Annotated in this window: 31 protein-coding genes and 1 pseudogene; 13 read left to right on the top strand and 19 right to left on the bottom strand. The window is 63.5% G+C overall.

Annotated features, from left to right (window positions below):
- Positions 1-53: 53 nt before the first annotated feature.
- The 4 genes from EUU22_RS13465 (at position 54) to EUU22_RS13450 (ending at position 2,476) form a co-directional block, all read left to right on the top strand.
- Complete coding sequence (locus EUU22_RS13465; RefSeq protein ID WP_129332489.1) at positions 54-638, top strand: TetR/AcrR family transcriptional regulator; 585 nt, start codon at positions 54-56, stop codon at positions 636-638.
- Between the two features lie 78 nt (positions 639-716).
- Positions 717-1,004 (top strand): YciI family protein, encoded by a 288-nt coding sequence (locus EUU22_RS13460; RefSeq protein ID WP_129332488.1) that lies wholly within the window; start codon positions 717-719, stop codon positions 1,002-1,004.
- Positions 1,005-1,179: 175 nt separating this feature from the next.
- Positions 1,180-1,815 carry a LysE family translocator gene (locus tag EUU22_RS13455; protein WP_129332487.1) on the top strand — a complete coding sequence of 212 codons (636 nt, stop codon included), beginning with the start codon at positions 1,180-1,182 and terminating at the stop codon, positions 1,813-1,815.
- A gap of 238 nt (positions 1,816-2,053) precedes the next feature.
- Positions 2,054-2,476: a VOC family protein gene (locus EUU22_RS13450; protein ID WP_129332486.1), complete on the top strand. Its 423-nt coding sequence runs from the start codon at positions 2,054-2,056 to the stop codon at positions 2,474-2,476.
- Between the two features lie 93 nt (positions 2,477-2,569).
- Here the strand turns inward: EUU22_RS13450 and EUU22_RS13445 are convergent, their stop codons facing one another.
- From EUU22_RS13445 to EUU22_RS13430, 4 genes are all read right to left on the bottom strand, one after another.
- The gene (locus EUU22_RS13445; RefSeq protein WP_129332485.1) at positions 2,570-3,172 is read right to left on the bottom strand and encodes a superoxide dismutase; all 603 of its coding nucleotides are present in this window, start codon (positions 3,170-3,172) and stop codon (positions 2,570-2,572) included.
- A gap of 218 nt (positions 3,173-3,390) precedes the next feature.
- A complete protein-coding gene (locus EUU22_RS13440; protein WP_129332484.1) occupies positions 3,391-3,735 on the bottom strand; it encodes a YkgJ family cysteine cluster protein in 345 nt (114 codons plus the stop codon).
- Positions 3,736-3,825: 90 nt separating this feature from the next.
- Entirely contained in the window at positions 3,826-4,794 is a 969-nt protein-coding gene (gene dmeF, locus EUU22_RS13435) for a CDF family Co(II)/Ni(II) efflux transporter DmeF (protein ID WP_129332483.1), read from the bottom strand.
- The gene (locus EUU22_RS13430) at positions 4,791-5,069 is read right to left on the bottom strand and encodes a metal/formaldehyde-sensitive transcriptional repressor (protein WP_129332482.1); all 279 of its coding nucleotides are present in this window, start codon (positions 5,067-5,069) and stop codon (positions 4,791-4,793) included. Before EUU22_RS13430 ends, dmeF begins: the two co-directional genes overlap by 4 nt.
- A 116-nt stretch (positions 5,070-5,185) precedes the next feature.
- Between EUU22_RS13430 and EUU22_RS13425 the strand changes: the two genes are divergently transcribed.
- Together EUU22_RS13425 and EUU22_RS13420 are read left to right on the top strand one after the other, a co-directional pair.
- Entirely contained in the window at positions 5,186-5,434 is a 249-nt protein-coding gene (locus EUU22_RS13425) for a type II toxin-antitoxin system VapB family antitoxin (RefSeq protein ID WP_129332481.1), read from the top strand.
- Positions 5,431-5,844, top strand: a complete 414-nt coding sequence (locus tag EUU22_RS13420) for a type II toxin-antitoxin system VapC family toxin (RefSeq protein ID WP_129332480.1) — start codon at positions 5,431-5,433, stop codon at positions 5,842-5,844. The genes EUU22_RS13425 and EUU22_RS13420 overlap by 4 nt, the downstream gene beginning before the upstream one ends.
- Here the strand turns inward: EUU22_RS13420 and EUU22_RS13415 are convergent.
- Positions 5,825-7,012: a helix-turn-helix domain-containing protein gene (locus tag EUU22_RS13415; RefSeq protein WP_129332479.1), complete on the bottom strand. Its 1,188-nt coding sequence runs from the start codon at positions 7,010-7,012 to the stop codon at positions 5,825-5,827. The two genes, EUU22_RS13420 and EUU22_RS13415, sit on opposite strands and share 20 nt — an antisense overlap.
- 27 nt (positions 7,013-7,039) lie before the next feature.
- Here EUU22_RS13415 and EUU22_RS13410 point away from each other — a divergent pair, with 27 nt between their 5' ends.
- Complete coding sequence (locus EUU22_RS13410; protein ID WP_129332478.1) at positions 7,040-7,771, top strand: hypothetical protein; 732 nt, start codon at positions 7,040-7,042, stop codon at positions 7,769-7,771.
- 547 nt (positions 7,772-8,318) lie between these two features.
- On the opposite strand, the gene EUU22_RS13405 is transcribed toward EUU22_RS13410, so the two are convergent.
- On the bottom strand, positions 8,319-8,732 hold the full coding sequence (locus EUU22_RS13405) for a MerR family transcriptional regulator (protein ID WP_129332477.1): 414 nt from the start codon (positions 8,730-8,732) through the stop codon (positions 8,319-8,321).
- 87 nt (positions 8,733-8,819) lie between these two features.
- Between EUU22_RS13405 and EUU22_RS13400 the strand changes: the two genes are divergently transcribed.
- Positions 8,820-9,557 carry a cation efflux transmembrane domain-containing protein gene (locus EUU22_RS13400; protein WP_129332476.1) on the top strand — a complete coding sequence of 246 codons (738 nt, stop codon included), beginning with the start codon at positions 8,820-8,822 and terminating at the stop codon, positions 9,555-9,557.
- Positions 9,558-9,581: 24 nt separating this feature from the next.
- Here EUU22_RS13400 and EUU22_RS13395 read toward each other — a convergent pair whose 3' ends face one another.
- The 8 genes and pseudogenes from EUU22_RS13395 to EUU22_RS13360 all read right to left on the bottom strand — a co-directional run bounded on the left by EUU22_RS13395 (position 9,582) and on the right by EUU22_RS13360 (position 16,518).
- A complete protein-coding gene (locus tag EUU22_RS13395) occupies positions 9,582-9,899 on the bottom strand; it encodes a hypothetical protein (RefSeq protein ID WP_129332475.1) in 318 nt (105 codons plus the stop codon).
- 99 nt (positions 9,900-9,998) lie between these two features.
- Entirely contained in the window at positions 9,999-10,529 is a 531-nt protein-coding gene (locus EUU22_RS13390) for a hypothetical protein (protein WP_129332474.1), read from the bottom strand.
- Positions 10,530-10,684: 155 nt separating this feature from the next.
- On the bottom strand, positions 10,685-11,395 hold the full coding sequence (locus tag EUU22_RS13385; protein ID WP_129332473.1) for a hypothetical protein: 711 nt from the start codon (positions 11,393-11,395) through the stop codon (positions 10,685-10,687).
- A 197-nt stretch (positions 11,396-11,592) separates the two neighbouring features.
- Positions 11,593-11,739, bottom strand: a pseudogene (locus EUU22_RS13380) (DUF1697 domain-containing protein); the annotation flags it as partial.
- A 122-nt stretch (positions 11,740-11,861) separates the two neighbouring features.
- On the bottom strand, positions 11,862-12,482 hold the full coding sequence (locus EUU22_RS13375; protein ID WP_129332472.1) for a LysE family translocator: 621 nt from the start codon (positions 12,480-12,482) through the stop codon (positions 11,862-11,864).
- A complete protein-coding gene (locus EUU22_RS13370; protein ID WP_165351164.1) occupies positions 12,479-13,507 on the bottom strand; it encodes a class I SAM-dependent methyltransferase in 1,029 nt (342 codons plus the stop codon). Before EUU22_RS13370 ends, EUU22_RS13375 begins: the two co-directional genes overlap by 4 nt.
- A 283-nt stretch (positions 13,508-13,790) precedes the next feature.
- A complete protein-coding gene (locus tag EUU22_RS13365) occupies positions 13,791-14,312 on the bottom strand; it encodes a DUF1697 domain-containing protein (RefSeq protein ID WP_129332471.1) in 522 nt (173 codons plus the stop codon).
- Between the two features lie 97 nt (positions 14,313-14,409).
- The gene (locus tag EUU22_RS13360; RefSeq protein ID WP_129332470.1) at positions 14,410-16,518 is read right to left on the bottom strand and encodes a S9 family peptidase; all 2,109 of its coding nucleotides are present in this window, start codon (positions 16,516-16,518) and stop codon (positions 14,410-14,412) included.
- Positions 16,519-16,894: 376 nt separating this feature from the next.
- Here EUU22_RS13360 and EUU22_RS13355 point away from each other — a divergent pair, with 376 nt between their 5' ends.
- Positions 16,895-17,653, top strand: a complete 759-nt coding sequence (locus EUU22_RS13355; protein WP_129332469.1) for a polysaccharide deacetylase family protein — start codon at positions 16,895-16,897, stop codon at positions 17,651-17,653.
- A gap of 83 nt (positions 17,654-17,736) precedes the next feature.
- Here EUU22_RS13355 and EUU22_RS13350 read toward each other — a convergent pair whose 3' ends face one another.
- A complete protein-coding gene (locus EUU22_RS13350) occupies positions 17,737-18,159 on the bottom strand; it encodes a winged helix-turn-helix transcriptional regulator (RefSeq protein ID WP_129332468.1) in 423 nt (140 codons plus the stop codon).
- 122 nt (positions 18,160-18,281) lie between these two features.
- Here EUU22_RS13350 and EUU22_RS13345 point away from each other — a divergent pair, with 122 nt between their 5' ends.
- Both EUU22_RS13345 and EUU22_RS13340 read left to right on the top strand, forming a co-directional pair.
- Positions 18,282-19,163: an NmrA family NAD(P)-binding protein gene (locus EUU22_RS13345; RefSeq protein WP_129332467.1), complete on the top strand. Its 882-nt coding sequence runs from the start codon at positions 18,282-18,284 to the stop codon at positions 19,161-19,163.
- A gap of 35 nt (positions 19,164-19,198) precedes the next feature.
- Positions 19,199-19,786: a dihydrofolate reductase family protein gene (locus tag EUU22_RS13340; protein ID WP_129332466.1), complete on the top strand. Its 588-nt coding sequence runs from the start codon at positions 19,199-19,201 to the stop codon at positions 19,784-19,786.
- A 177-nt stretch (positions 19,787-19,963) separates the two neighbouring features.
- Here EUU22_RS13340 and EUU22_RS13335 read toward each other — a convergent pair whose 3' ends face one another.
- The 3 genes from EUU22_RS13335 to EUU22_RS13325 form a co-directional block, all read right to left on the bottom strand.
- Positions 19,964-21,253 carry an NAD(P)/FAD-dependent oxidoreductase gene (locus EUU22_RS13335; RefSeq protein WP_129332465.1) on the bottom strand — a complete coding sequence of 430 codons (1,290 nt, stop codon included), beginning with the start codon at positions 21,251-21,253 and terminating at the stop codon, positions 19,964-19,966.
- 107 nt (positions 21,254-21,360) lie between these two features.
- The gene (locus EUU22_RS13330) at positions 21,361-22,491 is read right to left on the bottom strand and encodes an AI-2E family transporter (protein ID WP_129332464.1); all 1,131 of its coding nucleotides are present in this window, start codon (positions 22,489-22,491) and stop codon (positions 21,361-21,363) included.
- 124 nt (positions 22,492-22,615) lie between these two features.
- The gene (locus EUU22_RS13325; protein WP_129332463.1) at positions 22,616-23,116 is read right to left on the bottom strand and encodes a GNAT family N-acetyltransferase; all 501 of its coding nucleotides are present in this window, start codon (positions 23,114-23,116) and stop codon (positions 22,616-22,618) included.
- Between the two features lie 26 nt (positions 23,117-23,142).
- Between EUU22_RS13325 and EUU22_RS13320 the strand changes: the two genes are divergently transcribed.
- Entirely contained in the window at positions 23,143-23,712 is a 570-nt protein-coding gene (locus EUU22_RS13320) for a helix-turn-helix domain-containing protein (RefSeq protein ID WP_129332462.1), read from the top strand.
- A 126-nt stretch (positions 23,713-23,838) separates the two neighbouring features.
- Complete coding sequence (locus EUU22_RS13315; protein ID WP_129332461.1) at positions 23,839-24,285, top strand: ABZJ_00895 family protein; 447 nt, start codon at positions 23,839-23,841, stop codon at positions 24,283-24,285.
- Between the two features lie 9 nt (positions 24,286-24,294).
- Here the strand turns inward: EUU22_RS13315 and trhA are convergent, their stop codons facing one another.
- Positions 24,295-24,948: a PAQR family membrane homeostasis protein TrhA gene (trhA, locus tag EUU22_RS13310; RefSeq protein ID WP_129332460.1), complete on the bottom strand. Its 654-nt coding sequence runs from the start codon at positions 24,946-24,948 to the stop codon at positions 24,295-24,297.
- Positions 24,949-25,007: the final 59 nt, after the last annotated feature.

Genomic DNA, 25,007 nt, shown 5'->3' with positions numbered 1-25,007 from the left:
CCTAATTTTCGATTAGGACACTTGACCTAGATCGCTCGTAAGGAGGCATGCCGATGGCACACAGCGAGACTCGCGACGACATCGTCGCCGTCGCGGACGACCTTTTCTATCGCCAGGGATATGAGCACACATCCTTCGCCGACATCGCGGAGCGCTTGAAGATCTCGCGCGGCAACTTCTACCACCATTTCAAGACAAAGGACGACATTCTGGACGCAGTGATCGAGAAGCGTCTGGCCGATCGCCGCGAGATGCTCGGACGATGGGAGACGGAGGGCAAGACACCGGAAGAACGGATCGGCCGCTTCATCGACATACTGACCGTCAACGGCGAGAAGATCAGGCTGTATGGATGCCCGATCGGCACGCTGACGAGCGAGCTTGCGAAGCTGAACCACACCGCCCGGACGGACGCGAACAGGCTCTTCACGCTCTTCCGGACCTGGCTTCGCCGACAGTTCGCCGCTCTCGGCCGGGAGGTCGACGCGGATGCACTAGCGATGCAGCTCCTGTCACGAAGCCAGGGCGCGGCAACCCTTTACAATGCCTTCCAGGATCAGGACTTCATCCAGCGCGAGATCGACCAGATGAAGGCATGGCTGAGCGACATAGCGGCCAAAAGGTCCGGGCAGGAATGACCGGCCCGCGCGTGGCGCGCCGAAGCGTCAGTGCAGGAAACTATACCCCAGCCCTCCCAACACAAAACGGAGCATTGCATGTTCATCGTGTTTCTCAGATTTTCCGACAATAGGGCAAAGGCCGCTCAGTTCATGGAGGGCCACAATGCCTGGATCAAGGACGGCTTCGAGGCCGGGATCTTTCTCCTGGTCGGCAGCCTTCAGCCGGGTGCAGGCGGCGCAATCCTCGCGCATAACATCAGCCGGGAGGATCTCGATACGCTGGTGCAGAAGGATCCATTCGTGACGGAGCGCGTGGTAAGTGCGGAGGTCGATGAGATCACCCCCGGCCGCGTTGATGAACGGCTCCTGTTCCTCAAAGGATAACAATTGAACCCTGCCCTTCCCGATACCTGAAGGGCAGTTACGCCCCGCCTTCGAGCGGGCGCGCGCCGCCGGCTATTGCCGTTGTCGGCCGGCGCAAATCAATCGCAAAACCGAAGCAAAAGTGGGAAGCTAAGATGAGTGGCCGCAGCGGCTGTTCGTCTATGGAGAGAAGAAAATGACTGACGTGACCGTTCTTGCATTTTCTCTGGTCGCCTTCATCGGGATTGCGACACCCGGTCCCACCGTGCTGCTCGCACTGACCAATGGTTCGCGTTTCGGGATGCGGCGTGCCTGCTTCGGCATGATCGGCGCAGTCTTGTCCGATTTTGTCCTGATCGGGGCGGTCGCCCTCGGGCTCGGCGCCCTGCTCGCAGCCTCCGAATTCTGGTTTGCGGTCGTCAAATGGGTCGGCGTCGGCTATCTCGCCTTCCTCGGCGTCATGCTTATGCGCTCCAGAGGAACGCTTGACGTATCCCTTCGCGCGAGCGGAGAGGATGGGACCGGTTCGGCGTGGTCACTCCTTCTCAAGAGCTTCCTCGTTGCCGTGACGAACCCGAAGGGATACCTGTTCTTTTCCGCCTTCCTGCCGCAGTTCATCAATCCCTCGGTACCCCAGAGCCAACAATATCTGATACTTGCCCTCGTTTTCGCCGGCATCGATTTCCTGGTGATGTTCGGTTATGCCGCACTCGGATCGCAGGCCGTCAGGATGTTGCGCACGTCCGGAGCGCTCTGGCTCGACCGCATCTGCGGCGGCGCTCTGCTGGCCCTCGCCGGCTCTCTGGCATTCTACCGGCGGGCAGGTTCGTAAGAGACCGCCGCGATCTTGCCGTTGCGGCCGCCGGATGTCTGGCATGCTGCCCGGCCATTTTCGACGCCGGCCTCTTGGCAGCCGGCGCGACCGCCCTATATTGACCTCGTCTGAAACAGGTTAGGTCGGTGCGGTTGGCCCGGCCCCCGCGAATGCGGGTCCTTCCGTTGCCGCGGCAACGGCCCAAGACCTTTGAACGCGCAGGCATGGTGTCTGCGCCAACGAGAGGTGCTTGGTCATGCAGCAACAGATATCCATCATCACGCTCGGCATCGCCGATCTCGCCCGATCGCGTCGCTTCTACGTCGAGGGCTTCGGCTGGTCGCCGGCCTTCGAAAACCCCGAAATCATCTTCTACCAGATGAACGGCTTCGTGCTCGGGACCTTCCGCAAGGACGCGCTCGCGGCCGACATGAACCGGCGCGGCCTGCTTGCGCCGGGCGCCTTCTCGCTCGCCCATAATGTGCGGGAAAGAAAAGAGGTCGAGCCGATCCTGCAGCGGCTGGTCGAGGCCGGCGGCACACTGCTGCGACCGGCCGACGAACCGCTCCACGGCGGCTTTCGCGGCTACGTCGCCGATCCCGACGACCACGCCTGGGAGATTGCCTGGAACCCGGCCTGGGCGATCGACGCAAACGGCCTCGTCACCTTCGGGCTCTGAGCCGCAGGCAGAACCACGTGGCGGCACTCCCCGACGAAGAAACCCGGCGCCTCACGGCACCGGGTCCCAAAAATTCCGGCGAAGGACCGGAGCTTACTTCGTTGCGGCTTCGTAGCGCTCCAGGACGTAGTCCCAGTTGATCAGGTTGTCGACGAAGGCTTCGAGGTACTTCGGACGCAGGTTGCGGTAGTCGATGTAGTAGGAGTGTTCCCAGACGTCGACGCCGAGGATCGGGGTCGCGCCGTGAACGAGCGGGTTCTCGCCGTTCGGGGTCTTGGAGATTTCGAGCTTGCCGTCCTTGACGGAGACCCAGGCCCAGCCGGAGCCGAACTGGGTGGTGCCGGCGGCGATGAAATCCGCCTTGAACTTGTCGTAGCCGCCGAGGTCGGAGGCGATCGCGCTTTCCAGCTTGCCCGGCAGCTTGTTGCCGCCGCCACCCTTCTTCATCCACTTCCAGAAGTGGACGTGGTTGTAGTGCTGGGCGGCGTTGTTGAAGAGGCCCTGGTTGGTGCCGAAGGACTTCTTGACGACCTCCTCGACCGAGAGATCAGCGAGACCCGCGTCGACGGCAAGCTTGTTGCCGTTGTCGACATAGGCCTTGTGGTGCTTGTCGTGGTGATATTCAAGCGTTTCCGCCGACATGTAGGGGGCGAGCGAATCGTAGGCGTAGGGAAGTTCGGGCAATTCGAAAGCCATGGTGATATCTCCTCTTGGCAACAGAATGCGGAAAATCGATCGATCGGGAACATAGGAGCGGAAGCCCCCGGAGGCAACCTGCCAAAGATCAAATTGTCGCGGGTAGCGGCAAAGTCTTTCCCGCAGGCAGGCCGCCGGAGGAATGAAAATGCTCACCCGTCGAAGGACCATATCCTCTTGAAAAAACAAGGCGGAAGAAAGTTGGCCCTGCGCCCGGCTCAGCCGTGTTCATAGACCTCTGGCGCCGGCAGGTCGGCGAGGTCGAAGCCCTTCTCCGCCCGCGCCATGCGGCACTCGGCATCACCCGGCATGCAGTCGCGGCAAACGATCGGCCGGACGGCATAGACGGCGCAGCCGACATGCTTTCCGAGCTCGCCGGTGAGTGCCGCGCAGCGGCCCTCCTCGAAGCGCATACCGGAGAGATCGTCGGCGACGAGCTTTTCCGGGATCAGCGCAAGCGCCTCGTCGCTCTCCAGCGAGAAGCGCGGCCAGTCGGCCGAGTGGGCGCAGCACGCCCCGCAGGTCTGGCAATCGAAGATATCGGGCGGCGAGGTTTCGAGCATGGCCCTTCCCTAAGCAGGTGCGGGCGGGAAATCCAGCGTTTTCGGCAGGGACGGCATGGCACGATCACGCACCGCTGCCGCCTGCGCCCCTCACGTCCGTTGCGGCTCCACCTCGACGGTGACGTGCGAGAGGTCGTGGATCGCGGCTAGCTTTTCGCGGTAGTAGGAGGGCGGCCGCGGCTTTTCCGTGACGACCGCGACGATCGCCCCGTGATGGCCGGGGCCGAGGCGCCAGACATGCAGGTCTGTGACTTCGCAGCGCTCGGCCCGCATGATGGTGGCGATCTCTTCCGGCAGGTCCTCGTCCGGGGGCACGTAATCGACCAGCACCACGCCGGCATCGCGGATCAGCGACGTCGCCCAGCGGGCGATGAGCAGCGCACCGAAGACGCCGATCACCGGATCGAGCCACAACCAGCCATAGAGACTGCCGGCGAGCAGCGCGGCAATCGCCAGCACCGAGGTCAGCGCATCGGCCATCACATGCAGATAGGCAGCGCGCAGGTTGCGGTCGGTATCGCCGTGGCCGGCATGATGCCCATGGTGGTCGTTATGATGGGGCGCCTCGCCGTGCTGATGACCGTGATGATGGTGATCCCCGCGTAGCAGCAGGGCACAGACGAGATTGACGACGAGCCCGACGGCGGCGACCAGGATCGCCTCGGAGAAATCGATCGGCACCGGCGCGGTGAAGCGCAGGAAACTCTCCCAGGCGATGAAAAGCGCGATCAGCGCCAGCACGACGGCACTCGTGAACCCGGCGAGATCGCCGAGCTTGCCGGTGCCGAAGGTGAAGCGCGGATTGCGGGCGTTGCGGCGGGCGAAGCGATAGGCAAACGCCGAGATCGACAGGGCGGCGGCATGGGTGGACATGTGCCAGCCGTCGGCGGTGAGCGCCATCGATCCCGTCAGCCCACCGGCGACGATTTCGACCACCATCATCGTCGCGGTGATCGCGATCACCAGCCAGGTGCGTCGCTCGTTGCGGTCGTGGTCCTCGCCGAGGAAGACGTGGGAATGGCGCAGGGACGCGCCGGAACTGCTGTCGGCCGAAATCATCTGAGATAGGTCCTTATGACATCGATAAGCTCGCCCGCCCCCTTCGCCCGCTCGGGGTCCGGGTCGGTCTCCGGGTTCGCGACATGGCCGCGGATATGGTCCTCGATCAGCTCGGCAGTCAGCCCGGTCATCGCGCCGCGCACGGAGGCCGCCATGTTGAGGATCTCGTGGCAGGGCGCGCCGGCCTCCAGCGCCGTCTCCATCGCCGCAAGTTGGCCCTTCATCCGCCGCACCCGGGCCAGAAGCTTCGCCTTGTTCTTCGTCGTATGGCTCATAGCATAGGGGGGTACCCTATTTTTTGCGATTAAGGCAAGGAAGATGGCTAGATGGCAGAAGCCATCTTGATGGCAAAACGCACGTGCATTACATTTCGTGGCAGAAGGAGAATGTCATGGCCGAACCCCAGCTTTCCGTACGCAGCGCCCGCGCGCGCGACCTCGCCCACCGGCTGGCGCGGCGCGAAAACCGCACGATCGCCGACATTGTCGAGCGGGCGCTGGAAGCCTATGACCAGAGCCGCAGCGGACGCGAGCCGGCCGAGGCCTTCTACCGGCGTCTCGGCGCCGAGTTCGGTACGGAGATCGACCTCGACGCGGTCATCCGACAGGACCGCCGGCCGCATGAAGGGCCCGACCTTTGATCTTCCTCGACACCAACATCGTCTCGGAAACGCTGAAGAAGGCTCCCGCCGAGGCGGTCGTCGCGTGGCTCACCCGCCACGATGCGGAACTGGCGCTTTCGACGGTGGTGATCGGTGAACTCGCCTACGGGATCGCGAAAATCCGCGACGACGAGCGGGCGCCGCGTCTCGCCCGGGGCCTCGCGGCATGGCGCGAACGCTTCGCCGGCCGCATCTTCGCCTTCGGCGAGGAGGCGGCGCTCGTCTACGGCGAGATCATGGGCGAGGCCATCCGCAAGGGCGCCATGATGACGGCCCCGGACGGCATGATCGCCGCGATCGCAAAAGCCCACGGCGGGCGGCTCGCCACGCGCAACACCGCCGACTACCGCACCTGCGGGCTGGATCTGGTCAACCCCTTCGACTTCTGAGCGCCGCGGAGGAGGACGCATCGGCAGGCGGAGGCGGCGCCGCCGCGCGCCAGGCGGTCGGGTTCATGCCGGTCACGCGCAGGAATTCGCGGTTGAAGTTGGACTTGGTCATGAACCCTGCCTCGAAGACGATGCGGGTCACCGGCATGTCGCTGGCGGCTAGCAGCCGGCAGGCCTCGGCGACGCGGAAATTGTTGACGTATTGCGAGACGCTCATGCCGTGGACGCGGTTGACCGCGTTTGAAACCGCCCGCGCCGGCAGGCCGAGCCGCCGGGCGATGCGGCCGAGATTGAGCCCGGCATCGGCAAAGAGCCGCTGGCCGGCCATCAGCCGGTCGAGGGCCGCGGCAACCTCGGCATCGGCGCTGGTCGCAAGCGGCGGCGTGGCCTGCGGTTCGGGCTCCGTCTCGGGCGCGTCGTCGGCCTCCTCCGCACCGGCAGTGACGGCGGCGATCCCGAGCAGGAGCAGGATGAACGTGGTCGCGGCGGAGACGACGGCCGGCGCATGGCGGCCGCCGGCAAGCAGAAGATCGAGGCTGACGGCGGTATCGGTCGCCGCCGAGCCGATCAGCGCCAGCGCCGTCAGCTGCAACGAGCGGTAGGAGCGCAGCGTCCCGTCGAGTCTGGACGCGACGAGGCCGTCCGGCCCGAGGCGGGCAAGCCAGAAAAGCGCCAGCCCGTAGCCCGCGAATTCGGCGATCAGCACCAGATCGACCGGATCGCGGAAGCCGGCGAGCATCGCCGCCACGCAAAGCGGCGGCAGGAGATGCGGCCAGTCGCGGGCGGACAACGCCCCCTCCTCCTCCGCAAGCTCGCGGAAGGCGAGGAAGGAGAGCGGCGGAATGAAGCTCGCAAGGAAGGGCAGCGCCGGCAGCACGGCGATCACGCCGTAGCCCCAGCGGATGCCGACCAGCGCCGTCTGCACGACGTAGAGGCCGATCAGCACCACGAACAGGCGGTTGCGGCCGAGTGCCTCGCGCCCCTCCAGCAGAAGCCGGGCGAGAAAGACGAGAAGCAGGAGCGAGACGAGGAAAGGAAGCGGAACGAGGAGCATGAAGCGACAACCGGCGGGATCGAGGCCGCCATCATGACCGCAACCGCGTTTTCGGTCGACCGGAAACGCAATCGAGGTCGCGGGAAAGCGACGCGGCGTGCCGGATGGCGGCATTCGTCAACCCGAACCGGAGCCCTCCCCATGAAGACCAGAACCGTCCTCCTCTCCCTCCTCGGCCTCGTGCTCGCCGCCGCAGCGCTCGACGGCGCGGCCGCGTTCGTCACCACCCGCACCACGGCCGCCGGACCGCTCGACCTTTCCGCCGTCTCGAAGATCCGCGTCGAGGGCGAGGCCGGCCGGCTCTTCATCTCGGCCGCCACCGACGGACCGTATGAAGCAAGGCTCGAGGGCGAGCGCCGCGGCTGGGGTGCCGTCTGGCGCTCCGGCTGGTTTCCCGTCTCCTGCCCGGAGGGCGGCATGCGCATCGACGGCGACACCCTCGTCGTCGATCTCGGCAGCACGCATTTCTACCGCTGGTCCGACTGCACGATGACGCTTTCCGCCCGGCTGAAGCCCGAGGCGGCCGTCGCCATCGACCAGCAGGCCTCGCAGACCGATCTCCAGGGAGACTTCTCGTCCGTCGACGTGCACAGCGATGCCGGCGATGTCGGCTTCCACGGCCATGCGGGCCAGCTCTCGCTCTCGGGCGCGGCGCTCCGGGCGCGCGTCGTCTTCGACAGGGTCATGCAGAACGAGACCGTCGCCCTCGCCGGCAGCATGCTCGACGCCGGCCTGCGCTTCCTCGTGCCGACGCCGGTCAGCTACCTCGTCGAGGCGACGGCCTCCTATGTCGACAGCAAGCTTCCCAACACGCCGGGGGCAAAGCCGGCGATCCACGTCCGCGGCGACATGGTGCGGGTGCGGATCGAGTGAGGTGGGCAGGGGCAATACAGGTCCGCGTCATGCCGGCCTCGAGCCGGCATCCAGCCGGCGAGCGTCGGCGAGCCGATAGGACTCACCTCTGTGAAGGCGAATAGGTCTCCCCGCGCGATGGACATCGCGCGACTGGATGCCGGGGCGAGCCCGGCATGACGGGGGACGAGGAGATGACCCGCGACGAGGCCCTCCCACCTCCCCCTTGAGGGGGGAGGTCGCGCGGAACGCGCGGGTGGGGGTGATACTGCGTCGGTCGCCAGCGATCACCCCACCCCGGACCTGCGGTCCGACCCTCCCCCTCAAGGGGAGGGTGAACACCGCGGTTCGAGGCGGCGGCCACGGTTCGATCTCCCCCCTTGAGGGGGAAGAGGAAGAAGCGGGCGTGCAGCTGCCGTCATGCCGGACTTGATCCGGCATCCAGCCGGCGAGCGTCGGCGAGCCGATAGGACTCACCTCCATGCAGACGAAGAGGTCTCCACGCGCGATGGACATCGCGCGGCTGGATGCCGGGTCGAGCCCGGCATGACGGAGGACGAGGCCCCCCTCAGTGCTCGCCCTCGCAGAGGCCGTGGTCGGAGAGCGCACGGAGGACGTGGCAGTCGCCGACGCTGTGGCCGTCGCAGCAGGCGGCGATGCGGGCGAGCTCCTGTTCGAGCTTGCGCAGCCGGGCGATCTTCTCGCGCACCTCGGCGAGCTGTTCGCCGGCGATCTGGTCCGCACGCTCGCACGGCCGTTCCGGATGGTCGCTGAGGGCCAGAAGCTCGCGGATCGCCTCGATCGGAAAGCCGAGGTCGCGCGCATGGCGGATGAAGGCGAGACGCTCGATATCCCGCTTCTCGTAGCGGCGCTGGTTGCCGCCGGTCCGGTCCGCCGCGGAAATCAGTCCCATCTGTTCATAGTAGCGGATCGTCGGGATCTTCACCCCGGTGCGCCTCGCCATGTCGCCGATTGACAGCATTTTTTTCGCCTCGCCCTCTTGAACCTCTAGTCGCTAGAGAGATTAGGTAGGGTACAGCATCTGAGGATCAAGAGGAAAGGAAGAGCGATGAGTGCCAGTTGCGGCCACAGCCACGGCACCTTCGAGGGTGTCTCCGCCGAATACAAGCGCCGCCTCTGGGCGGTGATCGCCATCAATGCCGGCATGTTCGCAGTCGAGATGACGGCAGGCCAGCTCGCGCGCTCGCAGGCGCTGCAGGCCGACGCGCTCGATTTCTTTGCCGATGCCGTCACCTACGGCATTTCGCTCGCCGTCATCGGCGCACCGCTCGGCGTGCGCAGCCTGGCCGCCGCCGGCAAGGGCGCGAGCCTCTTCCTGATGGGGCTCTTCGTCTTCGCCAGCACGATCTGGCGGGTCTTCTTCGACGGCATGCCGGAAGCGCCGGTGATGGGTGCCATCGGCTTCCTGGCACTCGCCGCGAACGTCACCAGCGTGCTGCTGCTGATGCGCTACAAGGACGGCGACGCCAATGTCCGCTCCGTCTGGCTCTGCTCGCGCAACGATGCGATCGGCAATGTCATCGTGATGATCGCCGCCCTCGGCGTCTGGGGCAGCGCGAGCGCCTGGCCGGACCTCGCCGTCGCCGCCGTCATGGCGGGCCTCTTCCTCAATTCGTCGGTGCAGATCCTGCGGCAATCCTGGCAGGAATGGCGCCGCGGCGGCCCGGCGGCGCTGGCGGAGGTAGCCGACCGCGGATGCTGCGGCAGCGCCGCCTGCAGCACGGACCACGATCACGCCGTTTCAGGGCATGAAGCCCACGGCCATCGCCACGATCACGTGCATTGACGGGAGGAACGGCGCCGTTCCGGCTCAGCCTTCGGCGTCTTCGCCCGAATCGAACTCGCGGTAGAGCGCCTCGACCTGTTCGAGCTGGGAGCGCTCGGCCTCGCCGCCCTCGGCGACCGGTTCGGCGGACCCTGCCGTCGCAATCGGCCGGCGGCCGCCGTCGATGCTCCAGAGTGCGGTGGCAAGCGAAGCGGAGACGAGCGTGCTGCTGAAAGCGGGCCCGCCGGCGCGGCGCGGATTTGCAGCAGCCGTCGTCTCGGCGGCAATCTCTTCCGTCTCGGTGACGGTGCGCACATACCGGTTCTGATAGGAATAGCCGCCGAGGCCGCTTTCGATCCGCATTTCACGCTCGCTTCTACACTCGTTAACCTTTCGTTAACTTTTGAAGCTTGCGCGAAACTTGCGTCAGGCCGCACGGTGCCATTGCCAGCCGGGGGCAAATCAGCTAGCGGCGCCGCCCACGAAGCGGTCTATGGAACGCGCGGTGAGGCGCTGGTTGTTGCGATACCAGGCGTCCTCGGTGAAAAACACCGGCTCGCCGATATCCCAGCCGCTGCAGCTGAAGTCCGACTGGCGGGCGAAGAAGGTGACGAAATCCGTCTCCTCCCGCCACGCGGCGATCATCTCGCCGGTGGCGCCGCCGCCGTCGAAGATATCGCAGAGGACGACCCGGTCGCCCCTTCGAATCAGCCCCTGGCCGCAGAAGTCGCGATGAAACTCGGCGATCAGCCCCTCCCCGTCGTTGATCGACATCAACCGGCGCCAGAGCGCCTGCGCACGCGCCTCGCCGAAAGGTTCGCGCGAGAGACGGTCGCGCAACTCCGCGGCACGGCGGGCCATCTCCTCCTCGGTGGCGTCGATCAGCGGATAGGGTGGCCACCGGGCCTTGTCCGCCCGGCTGACCGAGCGAACCGCAGCGACGAGCACCACGATGATCGCGCCGAGCGCCAGAAGCGGAATGATCGTCGACATGTCCTGCCCTCCCCTCGGCAGTCCTTGATGCAGATAATGCCAGACCAGTGAGGGTCGCGAAACCGGCAGGGACCTTGCACGGGGAAATTCCGCGGTTCTTTGGCTTCAGCACCCGACGGCGTGTTCAGAGCGGGCAGCATCCTGCACAGAAATCATCAAAGTCTCCTGGTGAACATGTAGGTAGCGGGATAGTCTTGCGTGGGTGGAATTCTCTCGATTTGCGTCTTTGTCCAAAGGGCTTGCCGCACCGCAAGCCATGGAAAGGCTGAGGTTATGTCGAAAGTGTCGCGGTCCCTGACGAACGTGATCGTGCCTCTTACAAACCTGATGGAGCACTGACCCGTCTGATCGCAGACTTCTGGTTCATAGAGCGTCGTAGGGTCTTTGGGGTTGGGCAGAATCCAGAGGCGCGGCAGGAGATCCAGCCCGAACGACATTGTCCGACGCTCGGAGGCAGCCTTCCTCAGCGCGTCGATGGTCTCCCGGTCTCCTGCCCGTTCGAGATGAAGGAGCTTGAGCGGAATGAGATTAGGATGGTTCCACTCGTCTATCTGATAACGATAATAATTGAGATCCGGCCCATCGACGCGAACAAACAAGAAACCACCATCCGCCAGTTTGGCTATGGCGGAATCGGTATTCATCCTTGTTGTGATGCCTTGCCAACTGCCGTTCATGGTCGGATGCGACTTGTAGATGATCTCCCAGACGGCGGATGCCCGGGCAGGACTGCCGTCGACCTCGAAATCCGCATCGATGCGATAGCGTACCGTGACATCGGGAAAGGCAAAGAACGTAAGCCAGATCAGATAGACGACGACCAACGCGAGCGAGCCCAGAAGGAGTACCCGGTTCTTTCTACGCATATAGCTCTATCCACTAGAAGGCGAAAGGAACGACAATATGCAGATACTGGTAGTGCCATCTGATGAAGAGAGTAAGCCCTGAAAACCGGCTGTATTTTTGAAAATCTGCGGACATGCTCGAGAATATGTCGTCCAATACATCACGGCCCTCCTTGAGGGTCGCGCCGTTCCGGCAAAGCCGAGCGCACGCTCCCCCCTCACCCCTCCTCGATCCCACCGGCGAGTTCGGCGAGGCGGGCGACGGTGTTGATGTTGCGGGAGGTGCCGGCCTTCAGCGCCGGAAGCCTGATCTTCGAGCGGCCGGAGCCGATCGGGTAGTGCACGTAGATTTCGCATCCGTGAACAGCCTCAACCGAGCGACCCCATATGATTCTGCAATCCGGCCCAGGCAGGAACAGAACATGGACAACACTAGTTTCTAACTCGGACCATCAGGAGCGCAGGTCGACGCCTCCGGATGTTACTCTCAAAGTATTTCAAAGTATTTCAAAAAGACGTAGGCGCCGGTCAGGAGCAGCGAAGTGCCCGCAACGACGATCAGGCCTCCTCGTATCGGAAGAGTCAAATACCGGCTCCCGTATGACGAAGTAACTGCATAGAATGTATCGTTGATCAGCCCGACCACCAAAAAGGTCGCCCCGAGAACGGCGAATTGAAAATCATATGATCCTTCAGGTGAGATAAACTGCGGCAAAAATGTTGCAAAATACAAGAGGCCTTTAGGATTGAGGATGGACGTGAAAAAACCCTGATTGAAAGTCTTTCTCGATTCCTCTGCTTTCTCATTTTCCGTCAACGCGGAACGAACACCGACTATGGTCTTGATGCCCAGGAATAGAAGGTAAGCTCCCCCAATTATTCTGATTCCATCGAAGACTGCTTCGGAAACGGAGAAGAGCGCGGTGGTCAACGCAAATGCTACGGCGATTAGAGTCAGATCCCCCAGGAAAATGCCAGGGATCAACGCCAGGGTGGCAGCAATGCCGCTTCGCAAACCTGTCGATATCAGCAGTGAGACCGCCGGCCCAGGGCTGGCGGTCTGAAGTGCCGTCAATAGTGCGAACGAAATCCAAACCGAGAATGTCATGCGGCATTTGTCTGGTAGGTTCGAAATTGCAGATCAGGGATAGCAGAACGGAGAAGTGACAGAGGCGTGCTCGTATATACATACTCATTCGGAATACAGGGGGGAACCATAGAGGATATGTAGCGGGAGAGGTTTTGAGCACTATTACCCGCCGCAATTGTGCAAAAATTTCCGCTATTCCACGTGATGTACGAATACTTGAAATGCTCAGCCAGCGCGACGCTCATCGCGGATATCGTGTTCTCGTTCTGATTCATGCGTTTGAGAATTGCGGCGTTCTTGCTCTCGATTTCAGACGAAGTGAAAAAACGTGATTTATAGCCGTAATCTTTCTGCAACTCTCGCCGCAGATATTCGTTCTCATCGTCCTGGCGGAATTTCTCAACGAAGATCATAATTCCATCGTCCTTGAGGTGCCCTTTGACGAATTGAATCTGAGCGGATCGATTGGGTGAGTACATCTGGAAGGTGGTGTCTTCCAGAATGATGTCAAATCCGGAGTCAAAGTGTCGCAAACGATCACTCGCGCGAATGACCTGTTTGGTCAGGTGGTGAAATGGGCCAAGAAAGAACTCCGCAAATGGGGGCACGCCATAGGAATAGAAACTCTCTTCATTTTCTTTGTTTGGACTGCATGAGAGTGTTCGAATGCAGCCTCCGCCAGCCTGAGCGAGCGTTCGGGCAAATGTACCTTCCGCTGAACCCAACACATAGAAATTCGCCGGCTGATCGGGTCGCGCGATGTTCATTCCATACCGGAACATGGCATCGCCGAGCCTCGCCTCTTCCTCCAAGCGGTAGGGGATGCTGCTGAAATAGTGGGGATCAAAGTTCCCCCAAAGGAGACGATGCGCGTCTATAAATTCTGCTAGGGATCGATCACCTTGGAAAAGGCGGCGATCGACGTCCGGCATCTTCAAGGGGGCCCCTGATCTGCCGCCCGCTGTCGTAGAAAAGAAGTCTGCCATCTCATTCAGGCGAGGGGCGCGATCACATTCCATGACGAAACTCTGATTGCTTTCCATTGGGTATCCCGTCGAATTTTCGATTGTACGCACCTATTATTTATTACCATAGCGTGCAAGAAAAATGACGGAACAAGATTTCCGGTGCGTTCAGAGCGTTCTCGCTGCACCCCAGTGTCTACAGAGACGGTAGTGCGCCTTCGTCCGCCGTCTGTACGGATAGTCTCGTTCTCCAGCGAATGTCATTCCGCCCCTTTCACATCTTGTCCGCAGCCTTCACCGCAACGCAAATCCAGACGCAATCTCTTCGAGCCGCTGGAACCCACCATGCGGGCAGAGGCGCTCACCCCTCCTCGATCCCACCAGCGAGTTCAGCCAGCCGGGCGACGGTGTTGATGTTGCGCGAGGTGCCGACTTTCAGCGCCGGGAGCCTGATCTTCGAGCGGCCGGAGCCGATCGGGTAGTGCACGTAGATTTCCCGCCCGCGCACCACCGCCTCCTCGCCGTCGGGGGCGAGGAAGCCGTGCAGGGCGTCGTCGCCGGGCGGTTCGCCGAAGAAGCTGACGAGCACGCGCTCCGGCGCCATCGCCGCGAAGGGATTGTTGTCGAGGATGGCGTCGAGCTCCGCCGGCGTACGGACGAAGACGCCGGGGGGGTTGCCGAGACGGTCGCCGAGCGCATGGTCGAGCCGCGCGGCGATCTCCGCCGGATCGCCGCCGTCGCGAAAGATCAGGTTGCCGGACTGGATATAGGTCGAAACCTCGCCGAAGCCGAGGCCTTCGGCGAGCGTCTTCAGCTCCACCATCGGCAGCTTCCCGGTGCCGCCGACATTGACGGCGCGGATCAGGGCGACATAGGCGGGCATCGTCTCTCCTCTTCGGGCGGAAGGCGGCGCGCCGCCGCCGTTACAGACTTAGCGCGAGACGGCGGAGGGGCAATGGCTTAGAGAAACGAACGCCCCCTCACATCTTCCCCGCCACCTTCACCGCAAACGCATACTCGAAGGCGATTTCCTCGAGGCGCTGGAAGCGGCCGGACTTGCCGCCGTGGCCGGCGGCCATGTTGGTCTTGAGGAGATAGGGGCCGGCGTCCGGCGCCTTCTCGCGCAGCTTCGCCACCCACTTGGTCGGCTCCCAATAGGTCACGCGCGGATCGGTGAGGCCGGAGAGCGCGAGGATCGGCGGATAGGATTTTTCGCCGACATTGTCGTAGGGGCTGTAGGCGGCGATCCAGCGATATTCCTCTTCCGATTCGATCGGATTGCCCCATTCCGGCCATTCCGGCGGCGTGAGCGGCAGGGTGTCGTCCAGCATGGTGTTCAAGACGTCGACGAAGGGCACGGCGGCGATGATGCCCGCGAATTTCTCCGGCGCCATGTTGGCAACCGCCCCCATCAGCATGCCGCCGGCCGATCCGCCCTCGGCGATGATCTTGTCGTGAGAGGTGAAACCCTCCTTCACCAGATGGTCGGCGGCGGCGATGAAGTCCTTGAAGGTGTTGACCTTCTTTTCCATCTTGCCGTCCTCGTACCACTGGAAGCCCTTGTCCTTGCCGCCGCGGATATGGGCGATGGCATAGACGAAGCCTCGGTCGGCGAGCGACAGGCAATTGGTATTGAAGCCGGCGGCAATCGAGATGCCGTAGGCGCCGTAGCCGTAGAGCAGGCAGGGCGCGGAGCCGTCGAGCGCCGTGTCCTTGCGGTAAAGCAGCGTGACCGGCACGCTCTCGCCGTCATGCGCGGGGGCGAAGACCCGGCGGGTGACATAGTCGTCCGGGTTGTGGCCGGAGGGCACTTCCTGGGTCTTGAGCAGCGTGCGCTCGCGGGTCGCCATGCTGTAGTCGAAGAGCTGCGAGGGCGTCGTCATCGAGGAATAAGAAAAGCGGATGACGTCGGTGTCGTATTCGGCGGCACCCGAGAGCCCGAGCGAATAGGCCTCCTCGGCAAAGGCGATCGCGTGCTCCTCGCCGGATACACGGTCGCGGATCATGATTTCCGGCAGGCCATTGCGGCGCTGCAGCCAGACGAGATGGCGGGCAAAGGCCATGTGGTTGAGGATCAGGCGGCCCGGCACGTGGGCGACGACTTCCTTCCAGTTTTCCTTGCCCGGCGCGGTAACCGGCGCCTCCATGATCTTGAAATCCTTGGCACTGCCGTCGTTCGTCAGGATGAAGAAGACGTCGCCGCCCTCGGCGAGCGAATATTCGACCCCCTCCTCGCGCACCGCGACCAGCAGCGGCTCGGCGGAAAGATCCTTCGTCGAGAGGATGCGGAACTCGCTCGTCTCGTGGTCGTGGATGTCGATATAGATGAAATCGTCGAGCAGCGAGCCGCCGACGCCCATGAAGAAGCCGTGGTCCTTCTCCTCGTAGACCAGCCGGTCCGACGACTGCGGCTCACCGATGATGTGGTGGAAGACCTTGGAGGGGCGGTGGTTGTCGTCCTGCAGCGTGTAGAAGAAGCTCTTGCCGTCCGGCGCCCAGGCGCCGCCGCCGCCGGTATTCTCGATCACGTCCGGCAGATCCTCGCCGGTCGCAAGGTCGCGCACCCGAAGCGTGAAATATTCCGACCCCTTGTCGTCATAGCCCCAGAGGCCGAAGGCGTGGTCGGTCGTGTGGTCGAGGCCGGCGAGGCGGAAATAGTCCTTGCCCCTGGCTTCCTTGTCGCCGTCGAGCAGAAGCTTCCGGATCGCCTCGTCCTTGTGGTCGCCGTCGCGCGGGATGCGGAAATAGCGCGGCTGCTCGCCGCCGGTGACGAAGGCGGTGCCGTAGGCGAAGGGTCCGTCCTTCATCGGCACCGACGAATCGTCCTCCTTGATGCGGCCCTTCATCTCGGCGAAGAGCTTTTCCTGCAGCGCCTTCGTGTCGGCCATGGCGGCGTCCATATAGGCGTTCTCGGCCTCGAGATGCCGGCGCAGCTCCGCGTCCAGCAGCGAAGGATCCTTGAACATCGCCTGCCAGTTTTCGGCGCGCATCCAGGCATAGTCGTCGGTGCGGGTGATGCCGTGGCGGGTGTCGGAGACAGGCTTCTTCTCGGCGGCGGGCGGCGTGGGCAGGTTCGGGAATACGGACAAGGGCGAAGCCTCTCTTGAGGTGGGGAAATTGCTCCTCGGACAGATAGAGACCGGGCGCCGGCCTATCAAGGCGAAATCGGCGGGACGGCGCAGAGTGGCGGACGCCCCCGCTTGGTCTCCCCCCTTGTGGGGGAGATGTCACGAAGTGACAGAGGGGGGTGATGGGTAGCCCCGTCAACGGGTTCACCCCCCTCCGCCCTGCCGGGCATCTCCCCCTCAAGGGGGAGATCGGCCCGCGGCATGGCGCCTGCCGTACCTTCCTTGATGGGAGACGAAGCGGCCTCAGCATCGCAGCCGAGGGGATATGAGGCGACCGCCACAATTCCGGCGTCTTGGCGACGGAAGGAGGCGAGGTCCCTCCTTTTGCCGGTCTCCCATGCGCCTTTCCATCTTTTCCGCGACGCTCGCGGCCTCTCTCCTCGTCTGCGCAACCGCCGAGGCCCGTGACGGGCTCGTCGAGCCGAAGCTTACGATCGCCCGCGGCGGCGCGGCGGCACCGCGTGTAGCGCTGACGCTCGACGCCTGCTCGGGGGCTGCCGACGAGCGCATCTTGGGCGAACTCTTCCGCGAGGAAATCCCGGCGACGATCTTCGTCACCACCCGCTGGGTGCGGCGCAATCCGGATGTCATGAAGCGGCTGCAGAGCCGGCCGGACCTCTTCGAGATCGAGGATCACGGCGAAAACCACGTGCCGGCGGTCGACCGGCCGCTTGCCGTCTACGGCATTCCGGCGGCGGGCTCGCCGGCCGCGGTCGCCGCCGAGGTCGAGGGCGGGGCACGGGCGATCGTCGCGGCCGGATCGCAGCCGCCGCGCTGGTTCCGTGGTGCGACCGCCCGCTACAGCCCGTCCGCGATCGCGGAAATCGAGAAGATGGGCTACCGCATCGCCGGCTATTCGGTGAACGGCGACCAGGGCGCAGGCCTCATCGCCGGCATGGCGGAAAAGCGGATCGCGGCGGCGAAGGACGGCGACGTCATCATCGCGCACGTCAACCAGCCGAGCCGTTCGGCCGGCGAAGGCGTCGCCCGCGCCATTCATGCACTGAAGGAAAAGGGCGTCGCCTTCGTCCGCCTCGACGAAGGCCTTGCCGCGCCGACCGCCGGAGCGGCCGAACTCGCCGCCGTCGGGCAGTGAGCTTCTCACCTGCGGAAGACGGAAAGGCCAGACACTTGGCCGGGATGGAGAATAGAGGTCGAAGTCGCGTATGGCGCTGGAACTCAATCCGCGTCGGATTGCGCCGACACATATCGCCTCTTCATCCGCGCGATTGCCTCAGATCCACCTGCTGCAAGCTCTTCCGCTACCGCGCCCAGTTGCGGGTCGGCAGTACGATGACGGTTCCCCCAGACGCCCAGATTCACCAGTATCGGCAGGAGGTCTAACCCGGCCTGCGTCAGACAATAGACCGCCTTGAGCTTGTGTCCGGGATCATCGTGACGTGTCACGATCCCTTCCTCCTGGAGGCTCTGCAGCCGGTCAGAGAGTGTGCGCGAGGAGATGCCTTCATCCGATTGCAGGAACTCTCTGAAGTGCTTTTTGCCGGCGAACAGCATGTCGCGAATAATCAGCAGCGTCCATCGGTCGCCGATCACCTCGAGGGACAGGTTGATGGGACAGTTCGATTTCGCCTTGCCTGACATATCTGGTTCCATTTTTAAATCGATTTACTATTGACACCAATTTAAATCAGAGTCAATGGTTTCATTTGTAAAGCGTAAATAGAGCCGAGCTTGCTTTCATCGTTCTTGAGAAAGGATATGGCATGACCCACGGAGATCAATCGGAACGCGGCAAGCGCACCATCGTGGTCGTCGGCGCCACCAGTGAGGTCGGCGCAGTACTATCGGCCAAATTACGGCAGCAGGGTCATATCGTGAGGGGCGTGGCTCGCAGCCTGGGAGTTGCACTCTCTGATCAGGATGCGTTGAATCGCGCCTTTCGCGGCGCGGACAGCGCCTACGTTATGATCCCGTTTGACGTTCAAGCACCGGACCTTCGTCGTTTCGAGCAAGAGGTTAGCAATCGACTGGTCGAGGCGATCTCGGTTTCGGGCATCGGACGCGCCGTCCTGTTGAGCGGCCTCAACGCCCACCTGAGGATGGGGACATCGCTGGGCGCAGCCGAAATGGAAGACCGGATGGCGGTACTTGGCATCCACGAACTGGTGTATCTCCGAGCGGGATTCTTCAACGAGAATTTCGTGAAGGGAATGGGTTTCGTCGAACAGTCGGCATCCGCTGTGTTTGCAACGCCTTTCTGTGGCGATCGGCCGATGCCGTTGATCGCCGCACGCGACGTCGGCGAGCGCGCCGCCGATCTGCTGATGACTGAGGATTGGCCACAGGACCGTGTGATCGAACTGCACGGTGGCGGGCATTACACGCTCGCTACCGCAACCGAGATCCTCGGGAAAGCCATCGGCCGGAACGTCGCCTACCAGACCTTACCATACGCGGATGCCCATGCCGGCATGATCGAGATCGGCATGTCACCGAGCTTCGCGGACGCGGTGATCGAAACGGCGACGAGTTTCAACAACGGCCAGCGCTGGGCGCTCGAGGAGCCGAGCCCACGTAACACCACCCCGACCACGCTGGAGCAATGGGCCGAAGATGCTTTCAGTGCTTCACGTCACGTCGCCTGAACCGGCAATCATTCATGGAACCGGAGGCTTCAACAATGCGAAAACTCATCCTTCAGATGCAGGTGTCGGTCGACGGCTTTGTCGGCGCCGCTGGCGACCATGACTGGCAGGTCTGGGGTTGGGGCGACGAGAACCGCTGGGACGAAGCGCTCAAGCGAGATTTCAATACCTATATCCGGTCCGTCGACACCATATTGCTAAGCCGCAAGATGGTGGACGACGGTTATCTGTCCCATTGGGGGCAAGCGGCGAAGCGATATCCGCAGGACCCGTTCTATGCCTTTGCGCAGCGCGTCATCGACGTGCCGAAGGTGGTGCTGAGCGACAGGCTCGGAGTGTCCCGATGGGAGCGCACAGTGGTCAGAAGCGGAGACCTTCCGCGTGAGGTCGGAGCACTGAAGGCCGAGGGTGGTGGCAACATCGCTGTTTTCGGCGGTGCAGGATTTGCCTCGTCGTTGATCGCGGCCGGGCTGGTGGACGAATTCCAGTTCTACGTCAATCCGGCGACCCTTGGCGGCGGAACTCGCATCTTCGACCAGGCAGGCGTTCGCAAGCTCTGCCTCCTTGGTTCAAAAGCCTATGAATGCGGTATCGTGGTGAATCGCTACGCTCCGACCACCTGAGCGCGGTTCACGATTGCTGGGGCTGTCTAGCTCCCGGGGTCCAGCAGCGGCAGGTCCACGCCGTGAAAAAGTCCTTTTGCGATCAAAAACTTGATCGCGCTGGATGCCGGCTCAAGGCCGGCATGACGGAAACAGGCAGCACTGCCCTGCAGCGTGCGGCCTTCCGACCGCGCCCGCTCACTCGCTGTCGAACTTCACGGCCTTCAGTTTGTCGATGCCGAGCACCTGCAAAGCGAGCTTCTCGTAGAAGGGCTCGGCGCGGCCGCTCTTGATCTTGTGCAGGAAGTACTTCTCGAAGCCGATCTTGGCGGCGTGCACCCACTTGCCCTGCGACGACCAGTTGACGTTGCGCGGCGGGATCTGCGGCTGCGCCACGAAGGCGATGCCCCCGTCGCCGAAGTCGGCGAGGCAGACGGCGTTCCAGGTGCCTTCGGCGTTCGGCGTCTCGCCGCGGACGAGCCGGGCGATGTTGGTCGCGGTCGCCGTCACCATGCTTTCGATCATGAAGCCGGTCTTCGGCACGCCGACCGGAACCGGCGTCTTGCCCATTGGCGGGATGGCGACGCAGACGCCGACCGAGAAGACGTTCTGGAATTTCTGGTTCTGCTGGTGCCGGTCGACGAGGATGAAGCCGCGCGGATTGGTGAGCCCCTCGATGTCGCGCACCGCTTCCACGCCGCGGAAGGCCGGCAGCATCATCGTATAGGCCGAGGGCACCTCGTGGGTGGTCTTCACCGAGCCGTCCTCGTTGAGTTCGTCGGCGATCACCTTGCCGTCCTCGAACTTCTGCACCTTGGCGTTGGTGATCCACTTGATGTGCTTGGCGCGCATCGCGCTTTCGAGCAGGCCCTTGGTATCGCCGACGCCGTCGAGGCCGAGATGGCCGATATAGGGCTCGGAGGTGACGAAGGTCATCGGCACCTTGTCGCGCACCTTGGCGTCGCGCAGCGCCTTTTCCAGGATGAAGGCGAATTCGTAGGCCGGACCGAAGCAGGAGGCACCCTGCACGGCGCCGATCACCACCGGACCCGGCTTGGCGACCAGCTTGTCGAAGGCTTCCTTCGCGGCAAGCGCGTGATCGATGTGGCAGACCGACTGGGTGTAGGCCTCTGGGCCGAAGCCCTCGATCTCGTCGAAGGCGAGTTCCGGACCGGTCGCGATCACCAGGTAATCGTAGTCGACGGAGGTGCCGTCGGTGAGCTCGACGCGGTTTTCTGCCGGATGCAGGCGCTTCGCCCCTTGCGGGTAGAGCGCGATGTCGCGGCGCTTGCACGCCGGCGCCAGATCGACCTCGACCGTCTCGCGCTCGCGCCAGCCGACGGCGACCCACGGATTGGACGGTACGAAGGAATAGACCGACCCCTTGTTGATGACGCTCACGCGATCCTCGCGTGACAGCACGTCCCTCAACTCGTAGGCCATGATGGTGCCACCGAGGCCGGCACCGAGAACAACGACATGAGCCATAAAGAACCTCCCGCTTCGTCAGGCATATATCTATTTGTCACCATATATACGAAGCTTCGTAGATTTGATTTGATTTCCATCAATTGTCAATAAAAAAACGGGCAACCTCAGCCGGGCAGCTTCGGATGCACGGTCCGTTCAGGCAGCAGCTCATCGAGGATCGCCATGCCGATGAGCGACAAGGGCAGCGCCAGCACCGCGCCGACGGCGCCCCACATCCAGGTCCAGAAAACGATAGCGACGAAGACGACGAACGGGTTGATCTCCAGCCGGCGGCCCATCACCGCAGGCGTCAGGAGGTTCTCGACCAGCCCGTGAACGACGAAGAAGACCATGGCCGGCGCAAGGCCGACGAGCACGCTGTCGTGGGTGACGAGGCCGCCGACGGCGACGGAAAACGTGGTCACGGTGATGCCGAGGAAGGGCACATAGCTCGAAATGAAGGCGAGCAGTCCCCAGAGCAGCGGCATCTGCAGCCCGCCGACGAAGGCAATCACGGTCATCGCGACGCCGACGATACTGTAGAGCAGCGTAGCGGCGGCGAAGTAGCTCCCGAGCGAACTCTCGATCGCATTCAGCACGCGGATCGCCGAGAGCCGGCGGCTGCGGTCGCGAAAGGCGATAATCAGCCCGCGGCGCAGCGAGTGGCGGCTGCCGAGGAAGAGCGCCAGCGCGACGAAGAAGATGAGTCCCTGCAGCAGCGCCGGCGTGACGCCGGCGGCAATCGTCGTCAGGATGGCGCCGGTGTTCTGCAGCAGCGCCTCCGCCGAGACCGGGCCGCCGCGCAGGCTCGCTTCCGATATGTGCAACCACTCGATCCGCTCGAGATAGGGAAGCACCCGCTCGACTGCAGCTTCGATCAGCCGCGGCGCCTCTTCGGCGAAGTGGCCAAGCGGCTGCACCAGCGCATTGGCCCCGAGAAAGAGGGTCGTCACGACGACGGTGGCGAGGATGAGACCGGCGAGCATCGGCGGTATGCCGAGCTTGCCGAGCCTATCGGCAGCCGCGCCGAGGATCAGCCCGACGACGACGGCAAGCGTGACCGGCATCAGGACCGCCGCGGCGACATAGATGCCGCCGGTCGCGACAATGGCGAAGATGCCGATGACGGCCCAGCTCTGTGCGAGGTCGAGCGCGGTGCGGCGCGGGGCCCGACCCCGTCCCTTTCGCCGCGGCGGCTGCGGCGCGGTCGCGGGCACCGCGGTCGGCGGATGCCGGATGTCCGGCCGGTCGTTCATCGCGCGCTCCCCTCGAACCTGCCCCTTCGGGGCCGATGGACCCCGAAACCTGTCAGGGAACGCGCGAGCGCAAGGGGTGTTCCATGCGGGAAAGAACGCGCCTTGCCGCGCAACGGGGGCTCTCTCAGAGCATGAGTTCCATCATCGCGAGATCGAGCCAGCGGCCGAACTTGGTGCCGACCTCCCGGTGGACGCCGACGAGGCGGAAACCGAGCGTCTCGTGAAGCCGGACCGAGGCGCTGTTGCCGGCCTCGATCGCGGCGATCATCACATGCACCCTGCCCTCGCGCGCCCGCCCGATCAGGGCCTCCATCAACGTCCTGCCGATTCCGGCGCCGCGGGCGTCCTTGTGGACGTAGACGGAGTGCTCGACCGTGTGGCGATAGCCGTCGAAGGCCCGCCAGTCGCCGTAGGAAGCGTAGCCCGCGACCTTGCCGTCCAGCTCGGCGACGAGCACCGGAAAGCCCCTGGCGCGGCGCAGCTCCATCCAGGCACGGCGGTTCTCGACATCGATCAGTTGCTCGTTCCAGATCGCCGTCGTGTGCTCGACGGCGTCATTGTAGATGTCGCGGATCGCCGCAAGGTCGGCCTCGGTCGCGTCGCGGATCAGGATCGGTTGCTTCATGGCGAATTGTCCACTATAGTGAATATATGTCAAACATACCAGACGATCTGGATCGCTGTCTAGGGGAGAGAATTCGCGTCGAGCGGCTTTCGCGCGGCTGGTCGCTCTCCGATCTCGCCGAGCGCGCCGGCGTTTCCCGCGCGATGATCCACAAGGTGGAGCGCGGCGAGAGCAGTCCGACGGCCGCACTCCTCGGCAGGCTCGCCGGCGCCCTGTCGCTCAGCGTCTCGACGCTGGTCGCCCGGGCGGAAGCCAGTGGAAGGCGGCTCCTTCGCAGCGACGAACAGCCGGTCTGGACCGACCCGGCGACCGGCTATCGCCGCCGCCATGTCTCGCCGGTCGTCGACATGCCGCTCGAGATCATCGAGGTCGAGCTGCCGCCGGGCGCCGAGGTGCCCTATGGCGCCGCCGCCTTCACCTTCCTGCGGCAGCTTGTCTGGGTGCTCGACGGCGCGCTCACTTTCGTGGAGGGCGAGACGGTGCATCGGCTTCGTCAGGGCGACTGCCTGGCGCTCGGGCCGCCGGCCGACTGCTGTTTCAGGAACGAGGGCGACAGGCCCTGCCGCTACGCGGTGGTGTTGACCAAGGGGAGGTAAAAGCAGTGACCGGCCGGAAGCAGGCCAACCGATCACTCAACTGGATTTCGGCCCTTGAACGCGACTGGGAATCGCCTTTAGGTTGTTTTTGTTTTCATCACAGGCTTTTCGATAGGAGTTATCTCTTTGCCCAGTTTCATCGTGCCGCTCGCTATCCGTTATTTCTTTGTATCTCTCGCAATAACAATCGCCGGGATGGTCGCGGTTGCGCTACTTCTCGCTTACAACGTCGTCGATGACATCGGCTCCAGTCTCAGTTTTGCCGTCACATACGCCAGCGGCGTTTGGGCTGGCACCTACTTCCGCAAGCAGGAGGATCGTATGGCCGAATGGGGCGAGTGCTGGCGAATTTCGGCCGTACTATTGGTGCCTCAATTCCTGCTAGAAATCCTACACGGTGCTTTTTCATATGTCCTCACAGGCAGTCTCTTCGGACAATTGGCGTCGGATCCCGGTATCCTTATCGGCACCATCGTCTTTGGCTTGGCCTTTGGCGCTTTGATCGCCTGGGTGGTTACCGCCACTGCTTTTCGCATAGGTTCCAAGGCGGCTCGCAAGCCGAAAAAGGCCTGACGTTCCTTCTCAGAAGCTCAAGGCGGTGACGACCGCCGAGTAGTGAACGGCGGCGGCAGTGACCACGAAACCGTGCCAGATGGCGTTCTGGAAGCGCAGCCGTTCCCAGACGTGGAAGATCACGCCGGCCGAATAGATGCAGCCGCCGACGATGATCAGGAGCAGGGTGATACTCGGCAAGGTCTGCGAAATCGGGCCGAGTGCCAGCGCGCCGCTCCAGCCCATGGCGAGATAGAGCAGGATCGCCAGCCGGTCGTAGCGGCCGGGATAGCGGCATTTGAGCGTGATGCCGACGCCGGCGATGAGCCAGATGCCGATCAGCAGGGCGAAGATCGCCCAGTCATGCGCGCCCTTGACCAGGAAGGGCGTGTAGGTGGCGGCGATCAGCACGAAGATCGCCGAATGGTCCAAGCGGCGGAGAATCCACTTGGTGCGCGAATGCGGCCACATGTTGTAGGTGAACGAGACGGCAAGCGCGATGACGAGGCCGAGGCCGTAGATCCAGGCGGCGGCCATTTCCGCATAGCTCGTCCAGACGGTCGCATAGAAGATCAGCGCCGTGGCGCCGATCAGTGCGAACACCACGCCGACACCGTGGACGATGCCGTCGGCCACCAGTTCGTGGAAATCGTATGGCCGCCCGAAGCGGAACGGTTCAGTCATCGGATAAGTCTGTCCCCTGAGGTCTTTGTCCGGCGGTCTTCGCCCGTCCGGATAGTCGC

It is taken from the genome of Ciceribacter ferrooxidans (assembly GCF_004137355.1).
In the GTDB taxonomy this organism is placed as follows: domain Bacteria; phylum Pseudomonadota; class Alphaproteobacteria; order Rhizobiales; family Rhizobiaceae; genus Allorhizobium; species Allorhizobium ferrooxidans.
The sequence above is the reverse complement of the archived record's forward strand: the minus strand, read 5'-3'. Positions and strand labels throughout refer to the sequence as shown.